This window comes from Vibrio sp. Vb2131 (assembly GCF_033338535.1).
GTDB lineage: Bacteria > Pseudomonadota > Gammaproteobacteria > Enterobacterales > Vibrionaceae > Vibrio > Vibrio alginolyticus.
This window is the reverse complement of the sequence record NZ_JAWOSW010000001.1, coordinates 234,197-255,739: the sequence shown is the minus strand read 5'-3', so window position 1 is coordinate 255,739 and position 21,543 is coordinate 234,197. Positions and strand designations below refer to the sequence as shown.

Sequence of the window (21,543 nt, the reverse complement as noted above, 5' to 3'; positions counted from 1 at the left end):
TGTTGCCAGATCGTGCAAAAGAGTGGGAGTTATAGGCGTTCTATCTCGGCCATCACGTTGTCAAACAAGTCTTTACCCGTTTTACTGCGCAAGTCCTGGTACACGGCCGCATTCATTTTCTCTTTCATGATGCTGCGTACCTCGTCTGGGACGATGTTAACCGTCATGCCTTTTGCTTCGAGCTCTTTGATTACTTCTTGGTTTTGCTGCGCGGCGAGCTCACGCTGTTTTGCGATGGTTTCTTTGCTTACTTCACTGATCAGCGCTTGTTGTGCGGCCGGCAGTGAATCCCAAAACGATTTGTTCATGAACAACACGTAGTTGGTGTATATATGGTTAGTTAAAGAGAGGTACTTTTGTGCCTCGTAAAAACGTTCGGCATAAATAGAGTAGATAGCACTTTCTTGAGCGTTAATCAGGCCTTGTTGTAACGAGGTGAAAATTTCTCCCCAAGACAGAGGTGTTGGCGCAGTACCAATAGATTTCCACGCGCTTATTTGAGTGGGGTTAGATGCCGAGCGAATCTTTAGCCCTTTCAGGTCCTCAATACTATCAATTGGCTGTTTGTTGTTGGTCACGCTACGAAAGCCGACCTCCATAAAGCCAAGTCCATGAAAGCCTTTTGATTCCATAGCATTCAACAATGGTTGTCCGATCTTCTCACTGTCGAGCGCTTTGTGTGCTTGCTCTTCGCTATCAAAAAGGTAGAACACGTCGAGCACGTTAAACTCTGGGACGTAGGGAGAGAGTAAAACTGACGCACCAAACGTCATTTGTAAGTTGCCTTGCTGTACGAGTTCAGTCGTCTCACGCACATCGCCTAGTTGTCTTGCCGGATAGATTTCAACTTCTATCTCACCGTTTGAGCGAGCTTCCACTTCTTGTTCGAAATAGAGCATTGCTTTGTGTACGGGAGAGGTTTCTTGACTGTCATGAGCAAGACGAATAACACTGGTTGCAAACGTATTCATACTGCTAAATGCAAGCCCCAGTGCGGTAAGTGAAGTAAGGATTGCTTTCTTCATCGTTCTTCCTTGTTTCTGGTATGACCTGCCATGGGCATTCGTCGGCAAGTCACACAACTTTTTATGTTTTTATAAATTAGTTGAGCAATTCATATCCATTTTGCATACGAATCCAAAATAAAACATTAAAGTAACAAGTCAATAACAAGATTGATGAATTGATGAGGAATTAAATAACGATTGGTGAAAATTTAATCGTGATCACAGAAAATGCCTTACTCGAAAGCAAGACATTTTGTTTATGAAGAATGAATAAAATGGATTTATTAAATGGTGCTACTACGTTCGATCAAGGTGCCTTGCTCGAAAAGGTATTCGCCAGTTGCATCCAGGTTGCCGTTGATTCGATTCATCAAGTCTTCAACCGCTCGTTTAACAATTTTGTCGACTGGTTGAGCAATGGTGGTCAAATCATAACTCGGCCATGCAGACATCGGAATGTTATCTACACCCATCACAGAGAAGTCTTGGGGGATCTTTGCTCCGGCTTGTCGCAAGCCATCCATCACACCCATGGCGAGGATGTCGTTTGCACAAAAAATTGCATCGGGTTTGCTAGTGTGCGACAAGATCGCTTTCGCCGCTTCTAAGCCTGCTTCAAAGCTGTACTTGGCTTGGATAAAGGTTGGTGACGGGGAGCCGAGTTCTTGCAATTTTGAAGAGAAACCCAGCCAACGCTCTTCACTGGTCATGGAGCCAGCATCGCCACTGATATAAGCACACTGTTTTGCGCCTTTATGCGCTAAATACTCCGCAGCTTGTTGGCCCGCCAAGCGGTTATCAATACCAGAGCTGTTGGCATTAATGCCTTCGGCGTAGCGGTTGATCAAGCTTAAGTGAACGCCAAACTTTTCGCATTGGGCAAACGCGCGTGAGGTTAAACGGCTGGTGGCGATAACGAGTCCGTCCACTTGGTATTCAATGGCGCGTGAAATGGCGAGATCGAGGTCGTCCTTGTCGATAGGGCAAAGCACAACTTGTCCGCCACGCTTTTGAATTTCGACAGCCAAAGCACGAGATTGCATGTCGTACATTGGGTTTGATTCGCTATCTAACGCAATCGCCACTAAGCCTGAACGATTCGAAATCAGACCTCGGGCGATGGCATTCGGTGTGTATCCGAGCTTAGCTGCGGCATCCATCACCATTTTGCGTTTCTTCTCGCTAATACTCGCAGTCGGGCTGAATGCTCTAGATACCGTCGATTGAGAGACGCCGAGCATCTTCGCGACGTCGATCGAAGTTACTTTCGCTTTAATGGTGATACTCCTTATTTAAGGCCATTGAACCTTCTCATACGTGCTGAGTGTATGGGCTAGGGGATTTCTGTGTCTAGAGCATTACATTGATAAGGCGTAAATATCAGAGAAAACTCAAGAATTCATCACATTTCTCTCTTGCTTGAAGCCATCAATGATCATTTTGTGTTCAGAGCCAACACAAAAGAAGCTAACGCCGAGTTCACGCCATTCCCGAGCTTGTTGAGCCGTCGCGACAAACATGCCAACAGGTTTATTGGCGGCTCTGGCCGCTTCGATTACTCGCATACTTGCTTGTGCGACTTTCTCATCATGAACGCTATCAGCACCATAAGCGACAGTGAGATCAACTTGGCCAATGAAGAGCGCATCAATTCCTTCAACATTGGCAATCGCTTCAACATTTTCAACCCCTTGAGGGTCTTCAATTTGTGCAATGACAATCGTATTCGCACGGCTGTCTTTTAAGTGTTCAACCATGGGCTTAGTGGCGTATTGCGCTGTTCGACTGGAACCAGCATACCCTCGGCCACCTTCTCCGTAATGGCAGATTTTCGCCAGTTGCGTCGCTTGCTCAGCAGTACAAACATGGGGAATTTGTACACCCGCCGCGCCACAGTCAAGCGCGTTCAAAATGGTTGAAGGAGCGCTGTCTTGTACTCGTACCACGCACGCGAGGTCATTCGCTCTGGCCGCCATGATGCACAGATCAAGCGAGGAACGATCGAAAGGTGCGTGCTCTGCATCCAGTACCACAAAAGGCAACTCTGCCAGTGCCAATACCTCGATAATGTGAGGATGAGGGGTTTTAACAAATGTACCTAATAGCGTTTCTTTAGTCAGACGTTGCTTAAAATTGCTCATAATTCTCTCCTTTGCAAAGGTATGCAAAAACTAACACGGTGAAATGTAAATGATGAGTAAAAATGATGTGATCTAAAACTCATTTTTGATTAAAAATTAAACTCAATCAAGGTCCTTATTACTTACTTTTATTTGTTTAAATTAATCAATACAAAGGCTTAAGGGTGGTTTTTTTGGTTTGTTGACTTAACTTGTCAAATGTTAATTAAGTGTTTAATCTAATTTTGCATTCGTATCCAAAAGCATAAAAATAACCGTTCGTCAGCCTCAATGTTCAAGGAGAAACCCAATGGCACGCATTTTAAAAAACGGAATCACTGAAGAAGCATCAGCATCAAACGACGCAAAAGTGCGTCAGATTGTTGAAAACATTCTTGCTGATATTGAATCGAAAGGTGATAGCGCTGTACGTGAGTTGTCTGAAAAGTTTGATAACTGGTCGCCGGAGCAATTCCGCCTGTCAGAAGAGCAAATCCAAGCCTGTGTGGATGCGCTTGATGAATCGACTCGTCATGATATCGAGTTCGCTCAGCAACAAGTTCGAAACTTTGCTCAAATTCAACGTGACTCAATGAAAGACGTCGAAGTAGAAACCATGCCTGGTGTGGTACTGGGGCATAAAAATATTCCAGTCAACAGCGTGGGTTGTTACATCCCTGGCGGTAAATACCCATTGGTTGCATCCGCTCACATGAGTGTACTGACGGCGAAAGTCGCGGGCGTAAAACGTGTTATTGCTTGTGCGCCACCGTTTAATGGCCAGCCGAATGTGGCGATTGTCGCTGCGATGGCAATGGCGGGTGCGGATGAAATCTATTGCTTCGGTGGTGTTCAGGCGGTAGGTGCAATGGCTCTGGGGACGGAGACTATTGCACCGGTCGATATGATTGTAGGGCCGGGTAACGCATTTGTAGCAGAGGCAAAACGTCAGTTGTTTGGTCGCGTCGGTATCGATTTGTTTGCAGGCCCAACGGAAACCCTAGTCATTGCCGATGAGAAAGGCTGTGACCCGGAATTGGCAGCGGCAGACTTGCTTGGTCAGGCTGAGCATGGTTACAACTCTCCCGCTGTATTGTTGACCAATAGCGAAACATTTGCGCAAGAAACCATTAAAGAGATCGAACGTCAGTTAACCATTCTTCCAACGGCTGAAGTCGCGGGTAAAGCGTGGGCAGATTACGGACAAGTGATTGTGTGTGATAGCTACGAAGAAATGGTGGAAGTGGCAGACGATATTGCGTCTGAACACGTTCAAGTTATGACCGAAGATCCTAAATACTTCCTAGATAACATGACCAACTACGGTGCCTTGTTCCTAGGTCGTGAAACCAACGTTTCTTACGGCGATAAATGTATTGGTACCAACCATACACTGCCAACGAAGAAAGCGGCGCGATACACCGGTGGTCTCTGGGTAGGTAAATTTATCAAAACCTGTACTTACCAGCGTGTAACGGAAGCTGCGTCGCTAAAAGTCGGTGAGTACTGCTCTCGCTTGTGTGCACTCGAAGGTTTCGCAGGTCACAAAGAGCAAGCGGATATTCGTGTACGCCGTTACAAAGGCAAAGTGGAAGAGGCGTAATATGTCGAAACTTGCCTTAGTCACAGGCGGCAGTGGCGGACTGGGTGCCGCCATTTGTCGCAAGCTAGCTGAATCGGGATATCGCGTAATTCTGACTTACAACAGTAATCAGAAAGCGGCCGAGGATGTGCTTTCTTCGCTGCCACGTAACGAGCATCTAGCATTCAAACTGAACGTGGCAGATTCTAGTGCGATTGAACAGCTTAAACATCAAGTCAGTGAAATAAGCGACAAGCTGGATCTGTTGGTCAACTGTGCGGGGATGACGAAATTCGTCGCGCACTCTGATTTGCAAAGCTTAGATGACCAGCTGTTTGACCAAATATTCCAAGTGAACGTCCGTGCGCCTTTTGCCATGGTTCGAGCGTTTGAGCCTTGGCTTAAGCAAGCCAATGGTTGTGTGGTGAACATTACTTCTATCGCGGCACAGACTGCGATGGGGAGCAACATTGCTTACTGTGCAAGTAAATCTGCCGCGGAGAACATGACCCGTTCTTTAGCTCGCGCTCTGTCTCCCGAGGTTCGCGTTTTGGCTGTTGCTCCAGGGCTTGTCGACACTGAGTTTGTCAAAGGCTTGGATGACGCATGGCGTAATCAACAAGAACAATCCACACCGCTTAAGCGTTTAGCCAATGATGAAGAAGTCGCTCAAGCCGTGTACGCCGCGGCAGATCTTCTGACCTTCTCGACAGGCAATACCATCGCGGTTGATGGTGGGCGACCTTTAGGTCTGTAACACACTTTCGGTCTGTAACTAACTTTAGGTTTGTAACTAACAATTCAAAGGCTAGGTCCAAACAAGGACAACAAGGATTTACAATGACTCTACAATCTAAAATGAATAATAACCTGGTCCGCTACATGGAACTGATTCCGGGTACGAGTGCGTTTATTGATGCGCGCACGCCAGGCAGTGATCTCAAAGATAACTTTTGTATTATCGGTGCAGGGGTGGCAGAGAGCAGTCGTCAGCATGTTCATATTCGCGATACGGCGGGCTTTAATATTGGTGCCGCAGGCCAACCGCCGGGCATCAAAAATTCGTTACATTCTCATCGCACCGCTGAGCTTTTCTTGGTGTTCAAAGGTCAGTTCCGCTTTTATTGGGGAAACGATGGTGAACACGAGGCGGTGTTGTCTCACGGTGACGTCATCTCGATTCCAACCAATCTCTTCCGTGGATTTGAAGTGGTTGGCCGCGATTACGGCTTTATGTTCTCGGTACTTGGCGGCGACGATTCAGGTGGCGGCGTTATTTGGCATCCAAACGTTATCAAAGACAGTCAAGGTTATGGTTTATACCTCAAAGCCGATGGCACACTTGTGGACACTATTAATGGCGACCCGGTGCCACAAGAATCAGAATTGATGCCGCTGCTTACCGAAGAAGAGCTCGCGACCTTCGATACCTACACCGCAGAAGAGATGATGCCATTTGTCGCTCTGCAAAAAGATTATCGTGAAATCAAAGGCGATTTCAGCGGAAGCAACGTGAAACAATACGCCTTAACGGGTCACCCTTTGGCGAGTTATGACTTCCAAGTAAAGAGTGAAGATGAAGTGAGCATCATGGCTTATGAGCTTTCTGAAGGTGGCTCGATTCCTCAACACTGCCGAGAAGAAAAACAAGTGCTTATCAACTTTGATGGCGATACTGAAGTGGTCCTCACGCATCAAGGCGAACAAGCGAGTGTTGTTTTAACGCGCGGTGATGTGCTGAATGTTCCAGAAGGTGCGTCATACTCACTGACGAACTTGCGTGGTAATAGTTTGACGTATTGCATTCTTGGCTCTGATCAACCAAAGCCGCTGGCAGGAGAATAAAATGACGCAACCCACCTCGTTAGTTTGGCTACCCGGACTACTTTGTGATGGCACATTGTTTGAGGAAGTCAACCGAGCGTTGCCAAGTTGGGTTGAGCCTTCATGCCCGACGCTGGCTTCATTGCCGTCAATGGAACAGCTGGCGCAGAGAGTGTTGCAAGACGCACCGCAGGAGTTTGTCTTGGGTGGCTTATCAATGGGTGGGATTCTTGCCTTTGAGGTGTACCGTCAAGCGCCAAACAGAGTCAAAGGCTTGATCCTCATGGATACCAATGCAGCAGATGAAAAGCCAGAGGTGACACAAAAGCGTGATGCACTGGTTAGCCGTGCGTTAAGTGGTGAGTTTGAACGCATTACGCCTGACACTCTGATGCCTGTGCTGATTCATCCCAGCCGTTTGCAAGACAAAGTGTTGACAGAGCGTATTGAAGGCATGGCGGTCAATGTAGGTTTGGAGGTATTTGAAGCGCATGCTAAAGCGTTAGCAACTCGCCCGGATGCTCGACCTTTATTGGCGGACATTCAAGTTCCTACGTTGGTGATAACAGGTAAAGAAGATAAGCTTTGTCCGCTAGACAATCACCTGCTCATGGAGAGATGCATCCCAAACGTCACGCTTCATGTTATCCCTGAGTGTGGGCATCTATCTACGCTGGAGCAGCCTTTAATGGTTAGTGAAGTGATGACTACTTGGCTTCAAGATAACTTTGCTTTGTGTTGATAAGAACTTCATCACTCACCACCTTAAGGCTACTTGGGTATAGGTGGTGAGCGATGAGTATTATCAGAAGTAGTAGCGAATACCTGCCGCGAATTGATCATCACGATTTTCGAATTTGCTGCCATCGTACTGATCTTTACCTAGGTCGAATTGGTATTCAGTCCAAACTAGGAATTTGTTCTTCTGGAAGTGGTATTCAACACCAGGAATCAGCAAGTTACGCTCGTAACCTTGCGTCTCGTCACCGCGATCTTCCATGTAGTTGTAGTTCAACGTTGGGCGTAGGCCGTTGTCGAAGTGGTAGTAAGTGTAGATTTCGCCACCTAGGGTATCGAACATTACGTCCGTACCGCCTTGGCTCACTGCTTCCCAGTTTTCACCAACGTGGAAAGTCGCACCTGCGTAGAAGCCACCGTTGCTGTAGTTTGCGCCCAATAGCATGATGCGCATGTTGTCGCCGTTTTCTACGCCAACCACGCTTGCGTCTAGATCCGCAACTTCATTTTGATGGTAAGCCGCACCAAGTGTTACGCCATCAACGGGTTTGTAAGTGATAGACGCACCCATGCCGTTTTTCAGTGAGGCTGTCGCATTGCTTGCTAGAGCAACATCTTCACGCGTGGTTTGGTAAGTAAAGCCGTAGCTCACTTTTTCATTAATTGAATTACGGTACGTAATTGAGTTTTCCGCACGACCAGCACCGGATGCGATACCCCAGTCAGCTAGGTTGTAAACACCTGAGCCACGAGTACCGAATACACGACCTAAATCGGTGTACCATGCTACGTCGTAGAAGGTAGACCACTGCTTAGTACCCGCAGCAATCTTGCCGTATTTTTCGTGATCAACACCTGCGTATAGCAAGCGGTCGTAAATGTTGTCGCCGTTCGCGCCAGAGTTGTAGCCCCATTCCGCGTGACCGAAACCAGTCCAGCCGTTATCCAGACCCATTTGGCCTTTCAAACCGAAACGTGAGCTGCCGCTGTTCCATTCGCCGTTGTCATCACCGCCACGGTCTTGGTAGCGAAGATCGAAACGGCCATCGATGGTTAGGCTGTCGCCAGCGTCATTAACAAAAGTGTGTGCAGCAAAGGCTGAGCTAGAAGTAAGCGCTGCTAAAATCACTGCAGAAAGGGTCGACTTTTTCATCATCAATCTCATTATTCAGGGCGCAGAAAGCCACCGTGCGTTCATGCCCGTTTTGAATAAGGGTTCTATCTTGAGGTTGTGCCCCATCCTTGAGGCACGAGTTGGGAGCATGTCGCCTGAACCGAGAGGGGATTCAGGCAACATAAAGGCGGGTTGACAATCCGCCCCTAGGACTTCTTATAGAGAAGGGTTTAGGATCTGTTGAGTACGCTCGAACACGTCTAGACCTTGCTGTTTTAGCCAGTAAGGAAGGTCGATCAGTACCCAGTTCTCAGATAGCTTGTCGCCGTCACGGTAGTAAACGTCAACCACTTGCATGTCTGCACGTACTTCACCGCCTGTCATACCTAGGAAACCACCGATTGGCGTGTTAGATAGGTTTGGCCAGCCGAAGAAACAAGAGAAGTTACCTTCTGCGAAACGACATACGTGGCCGTTAAACTTCTTGTCTTTCAGGTTGTTACGGAACGGCAATTGGTGCTGCTGTTGGTAACGAGGGATTGTGTAAGACGCACCGATACCACATGGACCGTACCAGATCATGTCTTTAGACCAGCTCTTCTCAAGAACTTCTGGTGGGCAACCCATAGCACCGCTGTCGTTTAGTGCAGATAGGTCATCAACCATCTTGTTCACTAGTGCTAGTGTTGCTACGCCTTCTTCTGGTGCTGCGTCTTCGAACAGTAGACCGTCGTGGTTACGAGGACCAGGGTATACGAAGTGCTTACCTGTTGATGGTGGTAGTGGGTAACAACCCGCTTGGTCCATCGCACCTAGAAGGTCTAGGAATAGGCCAGTCTTAGTGATCTTGCCGTTTTCAACACAGTTAAACTCTGCGTAACGGATGTTCATGATTTTGCCAGTTGGGCGCATGCCTAGGTATTCAGCGTCGAATAGACCCATGAAGTGACCCATGCTCATTACCCAGATTTCACCTGATGTTACTTCGTTCTCACCACCGATGAAGATGTCTTGACGACGCTGCATGCGAGTCATTGATTTCATCAAAGGAGCCCAGAAAACGTCAGCCGCTGCTTGAGCGCATTGTTGCTCACGGAATGGGTAAACACCACGCCATAGGTAATCTTTTGAAGTATGTGCTTTTAGTACTTCTGCCACGTTCTCGTGAGTTGCGTTTTCCATTGCGCTGAAGTATTCACGTACAACGCGTTTTGCTTCTTGATATTTAGACATAATAAACTCTCTTATTTGCTGTCGAGTCGGCTTTGGGAACAGGACTCGAAACTAAGTTTTTTCATCCGGCCGGGGAGCCAGCCGGAGTTTTTGAAATTCAGTTACGCTTTTGCTGCTTCGGCTTTTTTGCTCTTATCGAACACGCCGCCTTTTAGTGTCTCTGGCAGTGATAGCCATAGAAGACCAGCAAGGATCCATACGATTGGTGAACCCCACATTGCGGTTTGTAGGTCGGTACGCTCTTGGATGAAGATAAGTACCATTGGTGCCCACATACCGAGGATACGACCGCCGTGGAATAGCGCTGCGCCGTAGCTACGTAGGTGTGCTGGGAACAGTTCTGAGAAGTAACCACCCCATACCGCAGAAGAAGACAGACCGAAGTTGTAAATCAGACCAAGTAGAGCCAGCATGTTTAGGCCGCCAATCACCATGTCGCCAGGTGCAACAAAGAAGATTGAAACCATGATGCCCGCTAGGATGAAGCCAAATGCGTTCACCTTACGACCGAATTTGTCAGCTACCCAACCCCAGAACCACGCACCAAACAGTGAACCAAATGCTGAGATAGAGAAGATGAGACCGATGGTTGCACCGTCGAACATACGTACATCACGTAGGTATGTGGTTACGAAGCCACCAAAGAATTGGAAACCGTAGAAGTTAAGGCCAGCCAGTAATAGACACGTTAGAGTGATCTTACGGTAAGGCTTGCTTAGCATTTCGCCCCAAGAGCCTTTTTTCGCTGGTGCATCTGATTCTTCTGCTTTTGCTTGCTCTTCTTCACCGTAAGCGATCACTTTGCTGTCGCTAGGTAGTACAAAGATCATGACAACAGCCGCTGCCAATGGTGGGATACCACCGACAAGCATTAGGCTTTCCCATGGTGCATCAATACTTGCAATAAATGCTGCATACGCACCCATTACCATCAGTGCTACAGAGAACATAGAAGACGCGAATGCCGTCAACTTACCACGTACCGTTGGCGTAAATAGGCCGATCATCAAGCTTACTGCCACGGTGAAGTAACCACCCAGTGACAAACCAATGATGAAACGCATTGCTGCCCATGTTGTGTAGTCGGTGAACATCATATTGATGATCGTTGCGCCACCGTTTAGGGCTGTGATGGTAATAAGAGTGGATTTCTTACCAAATTTTGTTGCGAACCAAGCACAGCTCAATGCACCGATAAGTGCACCAACCGACTGCCATGTATAGAACTGGGCAGTGTCTGACAGGCTAATACCATCATACGCTTCAACGATGTATGGGCGTACGTAGTCAATAATTACAAAGTTATAACAATAGAAAAAGTAACCAACCAGTATCGCTAGATAGGCAGCTACCCTTTGAATCATAGGAACTTCGCTCATGTGTCTTTTGGCATTCATGACCGATAAACCTCTATTTCACTTAGGATTTGTTGCTATTCAAACTTAAAGAACACGATCTTATTGGGATCATCTTCGATTTCGTGTCGTGGTGAATCATAGTTTTTTTAAGGTCATTAGATCCGTGATCAATATCAATTTTAAAATGAATGCGTACCCAATTTGTGATTTTTAGTGATGGGAGTCTCATTAAATCGGTCTTTTTGGCATTTTTGAATATATAACCGTCTATATTGGTGATTATAGTCACAGTTATGGCGGGATTATCGTTTAGATATGCTTTTTTAAAGTAATATCCAAGCACAAATAATTAGCACCCAGAATTATGGAAACCCTGAAATGGTTACGTACTCAAGTTTTGTGGTGATTGCGTTATACGTGTTAATCACCATATTAATCAGCTATTTAGTGAACAAGCGCTACAGCAATGGTGGCGACTTTTCTACGGGTGGAAAGCAATTTGGCTGGTTTACGGCGGGTGTTTCGATACTTGCGACTTACATTAGTGCGATGACGTTTGTAGGGATGCCTGGTTGGGTTTATAGCTCTGGCATGGAAGCGATGAGTATTCACCTTAACTATCCCATCGTTATCTTTTTCACCGTCATTTTCTTTGTGCCTGTCTTCTATAAGCTGGGCTTGACTTCGATTTATGAATACCTTGAGCACCGCTTTGGGGTGTATGCAAGAACCATCAACTCGATTGTGTTCATTGTGGTTCAATGTATCTCTGCGGGTGTGATTTTGTATGCCGTGGCGCTGATCTTAGTGCAAGTTCTGCCTATCAGTATTTCTGAAGCCATTATCTACATTAGTATTTTCACCGCTTGCTATACCTATGCGGGCGGAATTTCCACGGTTATCTGGACCGATATGTTGCAATCTGCAGTATTGGTAGCAGGCAGCATCGCTATCTTTGCCATTCTAATGACAGAGATTAATGCGGCAGATTACCTTTCTCGTAATCACCTGAATATCATCAACTTAGACTTTGATTTAGGCGTAGATACCACACTCTGGGCTGGCGTGGTTGCCGTGAGCTTTTTGCATTTGAGTGTGTACGGCACCAACCAATTGATCATCCAACGCACGTTAGCGACGAGATGTGAAAAGACGGCGCAGAAGTCGATGCTGTTGTGTGGTTACGGTGCATTTTTTGTGTACTTATTCTTCGCGGTACTCGGTGTTCTTTTGAGTGTTTTCTATCAAGATCAATCGTTTGAAAACAGCAACGAAGTGATTTTGGATTTCGTCTTCAACCACACTAACCCAATCGTCGTTGGTTTGATCATTTCCGCATTGGCGGCGGCCGCAATGTCGACCTTGGATTCTACCTACAACTCAATGGCGACCGTCGCAACGTTCGATATCTACAAGCGTTTCGTTCGCAAGAGTGCCGATGATGAGCACTACGAAAAAGTCGCAAGAAAGATGAGTTTGCTCGCTGCGGCTATGGTGGTAGTGCCAGCTCTTCTGGCGGTATCGAATGAATCGGTACTCAAAACCATCGCTAGCCTGACTTCCATCTTTGTTGGTATCCGTCTTGGGTCATTCGTGCTTGGCTTATTCTGGGCAAAAGCCAATGAGAAAGGCGTGATCGTTGGCAGTATCATGAGTGTGATTGCGGTGTTTACTGCCATGTATCTCGACGTGGCTTGGCCGTGGTTCGCGCCAATTGGTACGTTTGTCTTCCTTTTGTTTGGTGTGTTAGTGAGCCGTCGTTGGGGCGCTGTGACTGCCGAGCAACAAATTTTTATCAATAATCAAAAACATCTTTTTGCAAAGCCAACCGCAAGCCATTACGGGCTGTTGGTGTTCGCCGTGGCGACCATCGCTGCTTGTATGGTTCTCCCTGATTGGCTTTATGCTGCATTGTCGTAATAGGTAAGTTTATGCTGTCCATCTTTGATATTTACAAGATTGGTGTGGGTCCTTCTAGCTCTCACACCAATGGTCCAATGATCGCGGGTTACCACTTCACTCGTTTGATTGAATCTAACTTGGCAAAAGTGGTTCGTATTCAAGTTGATTTATACGGTTCACTTTCGTTAACGGGGATTGGTCACCATACAGACCGTGCGACCATTTTGGGTCTGTTGGGTAACAAACCAGATACCATCAAAATCGCTTCTGCGAACAAAGCGATGCGCAAGGCGATTGAAGAGGGCATGATGTCTGTCGATGGCCGTCATGAAATCGAATTCAACTACAAAACGGACATGTTGTTCCATGAAGAGAACCTTCCTCTGCATGAGAATGGAATGACGATTACTGCGTTAGATGCGCACGGCAATCAGGTTGGGTTTGAAACTTACTACTCTATCGGTGGTGGTTTCATCGCAACGGCGGATGAACTGCAAAATGGCAGTGCGACTGCTCCCGTAGAAGTTGAGCTTCCATTCTCCAGTGCAGACGAAATGTTGGCACAGGCAGAGAAGAATGGCATGAGCCTTGGCGGCATGATTCTGAAAAACGAACAAGCGTTTCAGGATATGGAAGCCATCAATCAACGCGCAGAACAGATCTGGCGTGTGATGACGCGTTGCATGGAGCGTGGTTTCGAGACAGAAGGTATCTTGGACGGCGGTTTGAATGTGACCCGCCGTGCGCCTAACTTGCTGAAGAAGCTTGAAGCAAATGCAGCGATTGAAAACGATCCAATGGAAATCATGGATTGGATTAACCTGTTTGCTTTTGCTGTGAGTGAAGAAAACGCCGCTGGTGGACAGGTCGTAACGTCGCCAACTAATGGTGCGGCGGGTGTGATTCCTGCGGTATTGATGTACTACCATCGCTTCATCAAAGAGCTTGATACTAAACAGCTTAAAGACTTCCTTGCTGTGTCCGGTGCGATTGGCATTTTGTACAAAACTAATGCGTCTATTTCGGGTGCCGAAGTAGGTTGTCAGGGTGAAGTTGGCGTGTCTTCTTCTATGGCGGCAGCTGGCTTGACCGCGTTACGTGGTGGCAGCAATGAACAAATTTGCATTGCTGCTGAGATTGCCATGGAGCACTCGCTAGGCATGACTTGTGATCCAATTGGTGGCTTAGTGCAAGTACCGTGTATTGAGCGTAATGCGATGGGTGCAATGAAAGCGATCAATGCTTCTCGCATGGCATTAAAGCGTAACAGTAAATGTTTGATCTCGTTGGATAAGGTGATTGAAACCATGTATCAAACGGGCAAGGACATGAACAAGAAATACCGCGAAACGTCACTGGGTGGATTGGCTTTGATCCACCTAGCGCCGCCTTGCGAATAATGAGTTAGGCAAATATAACCAACAAAAAAGCCGAAGCACTGAGATGCATCGGCTTTCCTTTTTTGGAGCGTTTATAACTTAGCTATGCGTTTGCTCACCTTTTGGTGTGCTTTGGTTTGGTTGATAGTGCAAAATCACCATCGAGGTGGGTGACAGCAAGACTTCGCCTTCAGCATGTCCTGGGTTGAGGTTACGTACGTTTGTATCACAGATCGTCACCCATTCTTGCTTTCGCTCATTGGGGAGTTTAAAGCGCGCTGTGGCGTTAGTTTGGTTGATGAGGTAGACCAACTCTTGTCCTTCTTTACCGATACCAAGGTGAAGTGCGACAGAGCTTAAACGGTTCCAATCATCGTGCTCCATTAAGCGACCGTCTGTTCGGCGCCAGAAAATGCGGTTGTTATTGCGGTTTTCGCCACTGAAAGCTCGGATAAATGGCACCATGTATTGATTTCGGTTGGCGACCATTTGTGACATCCATGCTTTGAAATGTTGCTTACGTTCTGTCTCTTCCCAGTTCAGCCAACTGGTTTCGTTGTCTTGGCAATAGGCATTATTGTTACCGCCTTGGGTGTGAGACAGAACATCAGCAGTGAGAATGTGTGGGATACCGAAGGCAAACAGCAAGCTAGCAATAAGGTTGCGTTTTTGCTTCTCACGCGTGGCGATGATCATCAGATTTTCGGTCTCGCCTTCAACACCGTAGTTTTCTGAACGATTGTCGCCGTGACCGTCGCGATTTTCTTCGCCATTGGCTTCGTTATGTTTGTGCTTGTAAGACACTAAATCTTGCAGTGTGAAGCCATCGTGATACGTGATGTAATTTACGGTGAGTTTGTATGGCCAGTTCGCTGCACTATAAATGTCACGAGAGCCCATTAATCGAGTGGCAAACTCTTTTAAATAGCCTTGATCACCGCGCCAAAAACTGCGGGAAATATCACGCAGTTTGTCATTACATTCGTTCCAACCAAATGGAAAGTTACCCACTTGGTAGCCATTTGGACCAATATCCCAAGGCTCGGCAATCAATTTGGTTTCACGCAAAATTGGGTCTTGCGCAACGGCTTTAAAGAAAGCTGCTTCTGGGTTGTAATCATCGCCCTGTCGACCTAACGTTGCAGCCAAGTCAAAACGGAAGCCATCGACTTTAAATTCGCTAACCCAGTAGCGCAATGTATCCATCACAAGGTTTAAGGCTGGTTGGTAGGTGAGATCCACTGTATTTCCGCAGCCAGTGTAATTGGCGAAGTGGTTGCCATGTTTGATGTAAAAACAGGAGTCGAGGGCTTTCAGGTTGAAAATTGTAGGCCCTTCACCACCTTCAGCAGTGTGGTTGTAAACCACGTCGAGAATCACTTCGATGCCGTTTTTATGCAATTCGCGAATTGTTGTTTTTAATTCCGTAACGGCGTCTTGTTCTGCGTAGCGCGGATCGGGCACCATAAAGAGATAAGGGTTGTATCCCCAATAATTGACCTTTTCCAACTCTAGTAGGTGAGGCTCATGCATGCATGCTGCGACAGGTAGCAATTGCAGCGTGTTGATGTTTTGTTGTTCGTAAAAGGCCAGCATTTCAGGTGATGCAAGACCTAAGTAGCGCCCCCTCAGCTTGTCCTCAACCTCTGGGTGGCGTTGGGTAATCCCTTTGACGTGCGTCTCAAACAACACCATCTCTTCTCTGGGTATACGCGGGTGATCCGTGTTTTGCCAGTCAAAATCATCTTCGATAACGACGCACTTCGGCATATCGAAACTTTTGGCTGGAGAGTAGGGAGGGTGATAGTGGAGGGCTTTATCTATTGATTTTGCGTACGGATCAGAAATTAACAGTGGCTCGTCCTTGTGGGAGACAAGGTAACCGTATTTTTGCCCCGGCTTAATATCTGGAATAAAAGTATGACGTATGCCAGCGTATTCATTCGGTAAACCGTGAAGCTCGTAGCTGCCATCGTCTGCAAACAATGCCAGTTGAATGTCTTTTACGCCTGGAGCATGAATAGAGAAGTTACAGCCTTCTTTATTCAATGTTGCGCCCAGGGGGTAGGGGCGAGAGAGAAGTCGTGTCATCGGAGATACTTTATTTAATATTTATTGCTACCTTTAGGAAACTATAAGTTAAAAACTTTGTCTTACTAAGGTCAACCACCCTAAATATAAAAATATTCGTGTAATTTAATTACTTTATGTGACGGCTTAGAGTCAAAAATATGAAATGGCTATCACTTTGTAGCGGCTCAAAACCGAACAAACTTACTAATTCCTCCCTAGATTGGTGATCTGACTCGAAAAAACACCATTCGGTAAATTTTCTACTCCCTTCTCATCCCCCTTAAATTAGTTTAGGGCGGAGGAAGTCATCCTTGTACGCCTCGGGTAATCTCACAACTGTTGAAACAAACGGGGATTCGTTCCCATCTTACCTCTCTTTCTTTAGGTGTGTTTTTACTGCCTATATTCACCTAAAAGAGTGAGCAGGGAAGACAGAATTATAAATACCCTTAATGGAGTTAAGAATGAAAAAAGTAAGTGTAATTGCTGCTGCTGTTGCTGCAACTTTAGCTGCTGGTTCTGCGTTTGCAGTGGATTTTAACGGTTACATGCGCGCTGGTACTGGTATCAGCGGTAATGGTAATGGTGACCTTGCTGTAAACAAATTTGGTATTGGTCGTCTGGGTAACGAAGACGATAACTACTCTGAGTTTGGTTTGGCGGAAGAGTTGAAAATGGGTGACCAGACTTGGCGTATCGAATCTATGATTGCTTCTGGTGCTCCTGGTGCGAATGGTTGGGAAGATGCTGATTTTAACGTTGCTCAGTTTGCTGTAAAAGCTAAAGGTCTGATTGCTTCTGATAAAGACGCAACTATGTGGGCTGGTAAAACTTACTACCAGCGTAAAGATATCCACATCACTGATTTCTATTTCCTAAACACTTCTGGTACTGGTGGTGGTATCGAAAACCTCTCAGTAGGCAACCAAAAACTATCTCTAGCATTGATTCAAGATGGTGAAACTTCAGATTCAACGGGTTACATCTTTGATGCTCGTTTAGCGAACATCGGCCTTTGGGATAATGCTGCTCTTGAGTTGGCTGTTGCTTACAACTTTGCGACAGATTCTAACGATGCAAAAGAAGAAGCGGATGACGGCGTATTGGCGTCTGCGATTATCCATCAAGGTATGAGTAACGGTTTTAACCAAACAGTATTTCAATACGGTACAAATGGTTACGGTGTTCAAGCTGCTAACTTCTGGGGATCTGGTGCTTATTACGCGCGAGGTACAGAGGCATTTAATGATGCATCAGGCTTCCGTTTGATCAACTGGGGTGTAATGAACCTAGCTGAGAACTGGGAAATGGGTCACCAACTTGCTTACCTATCAGGTAGCGACATTGGTGGTCAAGCTGCTGGCGCTTACACAGGTAAAAACTTCGATATTGATCAATATTCTGTAGTTGTTCGTCCTATGTACAAGTGGAACGATACAATGCGCACAGTATTCGAAGCGGGTTACAACTCTGGTGAGAAAATCGCAGATAGTGGCCTAGCAAAAGAAGATTTTGGTAATGCTAAATTCACAGTTGCTCAAGCTTGGGCTATGGGTGACAGCTTCTGGGCTCGTCCAGAACTACGTGTATACGGAACTTACTTGCTAGATACTGAAAATGACAATGCGTTCAACGGTGACGATACAGAGTTCGTATTTGGTGTTCAAGCTGAGGCTTGGTGGTAATCAAATAAACTCTTAGTTATCTAGCTGTCCTAGTCAAATAGCCGACATCAGTCGGCTATTTTTCTAAGGGTTATTGAAAAGTTAGACGTTTCATTAAAGTCACTCTAAGATGCTTTAGTGCCAAAACCTTTAGAAAAATAACTAGAAGGAAAAAGTATGTACTTCCGTGCCCTCATGTTAAGTGGATGTGTAGCGCTTGCTGGCTGCCAATCCACTGAAGTTATCGAACAAGTTCAAGTTGCTCAAATGCAACAAGTTGACACACTCTCTGAACTTCAATCGGTAAAAATGAAGCTTCCTAGCTCTGCCATTATTGATATCACTGCTCAAAGCCAAGTTCTGAAGTATCAGAATATCGATAGCCGTGTCGCTGTGTTTGAGCTTCCAGCAGATCGTGGTGAGTTTGCTATTAAAATCACCAGTCTAATCGAAGAGACGGCTTTTGTACCAAGAGCAGTTATTGTCGATAAAAATGGTAGAGAGCTCGAAAATTATGATAAAACTGAATTTGAGTACAAAAAACCTCGCCTGCATCTTGGTAATCGCTTGGCTGCCGAAAAAGACTTTTTCCCCCCAACGGGATTAGATTCTGTTTATCTTATTATTTATACAGATAAAGCCGACCTTGGCGGGTTTACCGAAGTGATTCACCCCGCGCGTTTGGACGCTGAGGGGAGAGGTAACTACTTACCAGAAGTAAAAGATATTCCAATTCCTAACAGTGATACAGGTAAGATTGAAGTCTCGATTGACCGTGTGAGTTTCTTCTCAATCGGAACATCAAGTAATGAACCAGCGGCGGCTCCAATTGCGGCTAAGGCGGTTGAATCAGTACAGCCTGAAACACAAACTTACTACCACAACGCAATTAAAGCGGCCGTAAAAGCAGATGATATCCCTAAAGCTCTGAGCTTACTTGATGAAGCAAAAGCGTTAGGAATTGAAGGTGCGCAAGAAGTATTTGTAAAAGCAGTTAATAGTAAATAGATAATTTTAAAAAGCCGGCTAAGATAGTCGGCTTTTTTATTACGCATTTAGTTATCTTTTTTACATATTATATTATTCCTATTTAAAATTTATTTTATTTCGATCCATAATATATATGTTCTAATTTAATTAGTACTTGGTCTAATAAAAATAAGGATATAACGTGAAAAAAATAATTATAAATACAGCATGTACTTTAGCTGCTGTGTCTATCTTGTCTGCTTGCTCGTCCACATCATCAGAAAATACAACCCAAGGTGAAGTAAATAATGCGGTTGCGTTTACGAGCACGCAGATTGATATGATGACAAATTGTAGTTTGCCGGATTCAGCCGAATCTGGCCCATTGTCTAAAGACATTTTTGTTGTAGGTAGTTTCCCAAATGCAGATTGGAAGCACACTGCCGAGCGCAAGCTGACCTATAAGGGGAACAATGTCTATCAAGTGATTACCGATGAAATTTCAGGTAATTATAAAATGCAGTATGCCGCTGAACAATGGAAACCACAGTTTACTGCCAAAGGTAAAAAATTATCGGTCGGACAATTAAATGAACTGACTTACGGTGGTTACGGTACAGATACAAAACTAGAAATTAAAGAGCCTGGTAAATATCTTTGGAGTTTAGAATTTACAGATGATGGCTCACCTTATTCAATTATGGTAAATAAGTGCCAATAATATTCCATTCAGTTATTTAAAATCTATTTTTATTTATTAACCCCTGCATGAAACAAATGTCGGGGTTAATTTTATTACTCAAATGTCATTAGTTTATTTGAGTAAGTTAGGGAGAGTAAAATGCGTAATACCCTACGTAACCATCACCTGTCTCGCTCGTTGCTTGCGTTAAGTGTGATTGGTGCTTTATCTGCGTGTAATTCTTCTGGTGGTGGCGACACTAATAGCAGCACTCCGCTACCGGATACCAGTTATGCTTGCCAAGCCAATGTCATGGCGCAAAGTAACCAACTTCGTACTTATCAAATCATGGTAGAGAGTTTTGTGGATGGTGATGCGAGCATTGGTCACGGTACAGGTTATGGCACCAGCCATCATAACGGCGATTTGCAAGGAGTGATTGATTCACTCGATTACATCCAAGATTTAGGGATGAATGCGATTTGGTTGACGCCAGTTTTTGAATCGGAAGCGATAGCGGGCCAAGAACACTGGGCCGATCGTCTGGATGCCACGGGCTACTTTGCAACGGATTACTTCACCATTGATCCACGTTTTGGTGATTTAGAAACGGCGAGAACCCTGGTCGATGAAGCGCACAAACGCGGCTTATACGTGTTTTTTGATGGTGTATTTGGTCATCACAAAGATGGTTTGATCAAACCATCTCCCTCCGGTTTGTTGCCATCGGGATCGAGCAATCCCGTTGATTACCCGGCCAGTCTCGATTTCTACAAAGAAGTGGCAACGTATTGGATCAAAGAACTGAAGATTGACGGCTGGCGTTTAGATCAAGCCTATCAAGTTCCGACAGACGCTTGGACACAACTTCGTAAAGCCGTCGATGAAGCCTCACAAAGTGTGACGTACACCAATAGCAAAGGCGAACAAGTGAATCCGTTGGGCTATATGGTGGCAGAGATTTGGAAAGGGGAGTCTGAAATCGCGAATGAGGCGTATGGATCGAACAGCGATCCAGCATTGTGCTCTGCGTTTGACTTCCCTATGCGATATCGCATCGTTGAAACTTTGGCCGTGAATGAGAGCGGCGTGGGTGGTCGCGGTGCGGATTGGTTAGACAACGGCTACAGCACACACAACCAATATCCAACACATGCGCAGCCGAATTTGATGATCGGCAACCATGATTTAGTGCGCTTTGGTGACTTGTTACAGCGCGGAAACTTGGCGGATGTGAATGATGCAGAATATTGGTTACGCCATAAAGCCGCGTTTGCTTTCCAAGCGGCGTACACCGGGCCAATCACGTTGTACTACGGTGATGAAATCGGGGATCAAGTGGATGGTTTTGCCGCAAAAGAAGACAACAGCACCTGCGCCATTCAAGGTTTGTGCGATGATCACGTTGCGCGCAGTAGTGCGAAAATTGAAGGCGTGACGGCGACGCTTGATGCAAACCAAGCCGATCTCAAATCTTATGTGACATCGCTGATGACAATGCGCGATGCGCATCCTGCACTTTATCAGGGGTCACGCACGAATTTAGTTGCGAGTAACGGCAGTTATGTGGACTTGAAACAATCTGGTTCGGACAAAGTCTTGTTTGCGCTAAATACCTTAGAGAGCGCTAGAAGCGTCACTCTTACTCAGGAGAGTGTTGGTACTGGTGAGTTGGTGGATTTGCTCACGAATGAAAAAATTACTCCGAGCAATGGTCAATATCAGATTCTGATGTCGCCACTACAAGGACGATTCTTTGCGGTAAAACCTTAAGGAATTATCCAGAATTGATGCTCACCAGTTGAGCTGACCACAAGCTTTCTTATAAACAAGCCAAGTGTTGTTGCTGACCCCCATAGGCGCACACTTGGCTTTTTTCTGTCTGTTTTACTTTTCCC

Annotated in this window: 17 protein-coding genes; 10 read left to right on the top strand and 7 right to left on the bottom strand. The window is 45.9% G+C overall.

All coding sequences use genetic code 11. From position 1 onward, the window contains the following. Nucleotides 1-29: 29 nt before the first annotated feature. From R7E38_RS01105 to R7E38_RS01095, 3 genes are all read right to left on the bottom strand, one after another. Nucleotides 30-1,025 (bottom strand): TRAP transporter substrate-binding protein, encoded by a 996-nt coding sequence (locus R7E38_RS01105; RefSeq protein ID WP_226082730.1) that lies wholly within the window; start codon nucleotides 1,023-1,025, stop codon nucleotides 30-32. Nucleotides 1,026-1,291: 266 nt separating this feature from the next. Then, nucleotides 1,292-2,248 carry a LacI family DNA-binding transcriptional regulator gene (locus R7E38_RS01100; protein WP_005383428.1) on the bottom strand — a complete coding sequence of 319 codons (957 nt, stop codon included), beginning with the start codon at nucleotides 2,246-2,248 and terminating at the stop codon, nucleotides 1,292-1,294. 150 nt (nucleotides 2,249-2,398) lie between these two features. Continuing rightward, nucleotides 2,399-3,148, bottom strand: coding sequence for an HpcH/HpaI aldolase family protein (locus tag R7E38_RS01095; protein ID WP_005383427.1), 750 nt, complete (start codon nucleotides 3,146-3,148; stop codon nucleotides 2,399-2,401). A 289-nt stretch (nucleotides 3,149-3,437) separates the two neighbouring features. Between R7E38_RS01095 and hisD the strand changes: the two genes are divergently transcribed. The 4 genes from hisD (at nucleotide 3,438) to R7E38_RS01075 (ending at nucleotide 7,275) form a co-directional block, all read left to right on the top strand. After that, complete coding sequence (gene hisD / locus R7E38_RS01090; protein ID WP_005374756.1) at nucleotides 3,438-4,730, top strand: histidinol dehydrogenase; 1,293 nt, start codon at nucleotides 3,438-3,440, stop codon at nucleotides 4,728-4,730. Nucleotide 4,731: 1 nt separating this feature from the next. Continuing rightward, nucleotides 4,732-5,466 (top strand): SDR family NAD(P)-dependent oxidoreductase, encoded by a 735-nt coding sequence (locus tag R7E38_RS01085; protein WP_025768659.1) that lies wholly within the window; start codon nucleotides 4,732-4,734, stop codon nucleotides 5,464-5,466. Nucleotides 5,467-5,549: 83 nt separating this feature from the next. Next, on the top strand, nucleotides 5,550-6,554 hold the full coding sequence (locus R7E38_RS01080; protein WP_151515262.1) for a cupin domain-containing protein: 1,005 nt from the start codon (nucleotides 5,550-5,552) through the stop codon (nucleotides 6,552-6,554). A gap of 1 nt (nucleotide 6,555) precedes the next feature. Further along, nucleotides 6,556-7,275: an alpha/beta fold hydrolase gene (locus R7E38_RS01075; protein ID WP_226082732.1), complete on the top strand. Its 720-nt coding sequence runs from the start codon at nucleotides 6,556-6,558 to the stop codon at nucleotides 7,273-7,275. A 63-nt stretch (nucleotides 7,276-7,338) separates the two neighbouring features. On the opposite strand, the gene R7E38_RS01070 is transcribed toward R7E38_RS01075, so the two are convergent. The 3 genes from R7E38_RS01070 to R7E38_RS01060 all read right to left on the bottom strand — a co-directional run bounded on the left by R7E38_RS01070 (nucleotide 7,339) and on the right by R7E38_RS01060 (nucleotide 11,015). Beyond that, the gene (locus R7E38_RS01070; RefSeq protein ID WP_062730895.1) at nucleotides 7,339-8,424 is read right to left on the bottom strand and encodes a porin; all 1,086 of its coding nucleotides are present in this window, start codon (nucleotides 8,422-8,424) and stop codon (nucleotides 7,339-7,341) included. Between the two features lie 177 nt (nucleotides 8,425-8,601). After that, nucleotides 8,602-9,618, bottom strand: coding sequence for an ester cyclase (locus R7E38_RS01065; protein WP_226082734.1), 1,017 nt, complete (start codon nucleotides 9,616-9,618; stop codon nucleotides 8,602-8,604). A 101-nt stretch (nucleotides 9,619-9,719) separates the two neighbouring features. Then, the gene (locus tag R7E38_RS01060; RefSeq protein ID WP_005374774.1) at nucleotides 9,720-11,015 is read right to left on the bottom strand and encodes an MFS transporter; all 1,296 of its coding nucleotides are present in this window, start codon (nucleotides 11,013-11,015) and stop codon (nucleotides 9,720-9,722) included. 339 nt (nucleotides 11,016-11,354) lie between these two features. Between R7E38_RS01060 and R7E38_RS01055 the strand changes: the two genes are divergently transcribed. Both R7E38_RS01055 and R7E38_RS01050 read left to right on the top strand, forming a co-directional pair. Then, nucleotides 11,355-12,896, top strand: coding sequence for a sodium:solute symporter (locus R7E38_RS01055; protein WP_017634478.1), 1,542 nt, complete (start codon nucleotides 11,355-11,357; stop codon nucleotides 12,894-12,896). 11 nt (nucleotides 12,897-12,907) lie between these two features. Next, entirely contained in the window at nucleotides 12,908-14,278 is a 1,371-nt protein-coding gene (locus R7E38_RS01050; RefSeq protein ID WP_213880204.1) for an L-serine ammonia-lyase, read from the top strand. 78 nt (nucleotides 14,279-14,356) lie between these two features. On the opposite strand, the gene glgX is transcribed toward R7E38_RS01050, so the two are convergent. Then, entirely contained in the window at nucleotides 14,357-16,348 is a 1,992-nt protein-coding gene (gene glgX / locus R7E38_RS01045; RefSeq protein ID WP_115386844.1) for a glycogen debranching protein GlgX, read from the bottom strand. A 446-nt stretch (nucleotides 16,349-16,794) separates the two neighbouring features. On the opposite strand from glgX, the gene lamB reads away from it, so the two are divergent. From lamB to R7E38_RS01025, 4 genes are all read left to right on the top strand, one after another. Continuing rightward, nucleotides 16,795-18,015 carry a maltoporin LamB gene (gene lamB, locus R7E38_RS01040; protein WP_053307973.1) on the top strand — a complete coding sequence of 407 codons (1,221 nt, stop codon included), beginning with the start codon at nucleotides 16,795-16,797 and terminating at the stop codon, nucleotides 18,013-18,015. Between the two features lie 156 nt (nucleotides 18,016-18,171). Then, nucleotides 18,172-19,002 (top strand): MalM family protein, encoded by an 831-nt coding sequence (locus R7E38_RS01035; RefSeq protein WP_053307972.1) that lies wholly within the window; start codon nucleotides 18,172-18,174, stop codon nucleotides 19,000-19,002. A 163-nt stretch (nucleotides 19,003-19,165) separates the two neighbouring features. Further along, nucleotides 19,166-19,684, top strand: a complete 519-nt coding sequence (locus R7E38_RS01030) for a glycosidase (RefSeq protein WP_225466189.1) — start codon at nucleotides 19,166-19,168, stop codon at nucleotides 19,682-19,684. 120 nt (nucleotides 19,685-19,804) lie between these two features. Next, a complete protein-coding gene (locus tag R7E38_RS01025; protein WP_213880200.1) occupies nucleotides 19,805-21,418 on the top strand; it encodes an alpha-amylase family glycosyl hydrolase in 1,614 nt (537 codons plus the stop codon). Nucleotides 21,419-21,543: the final 125 nt, after the last annotated feature.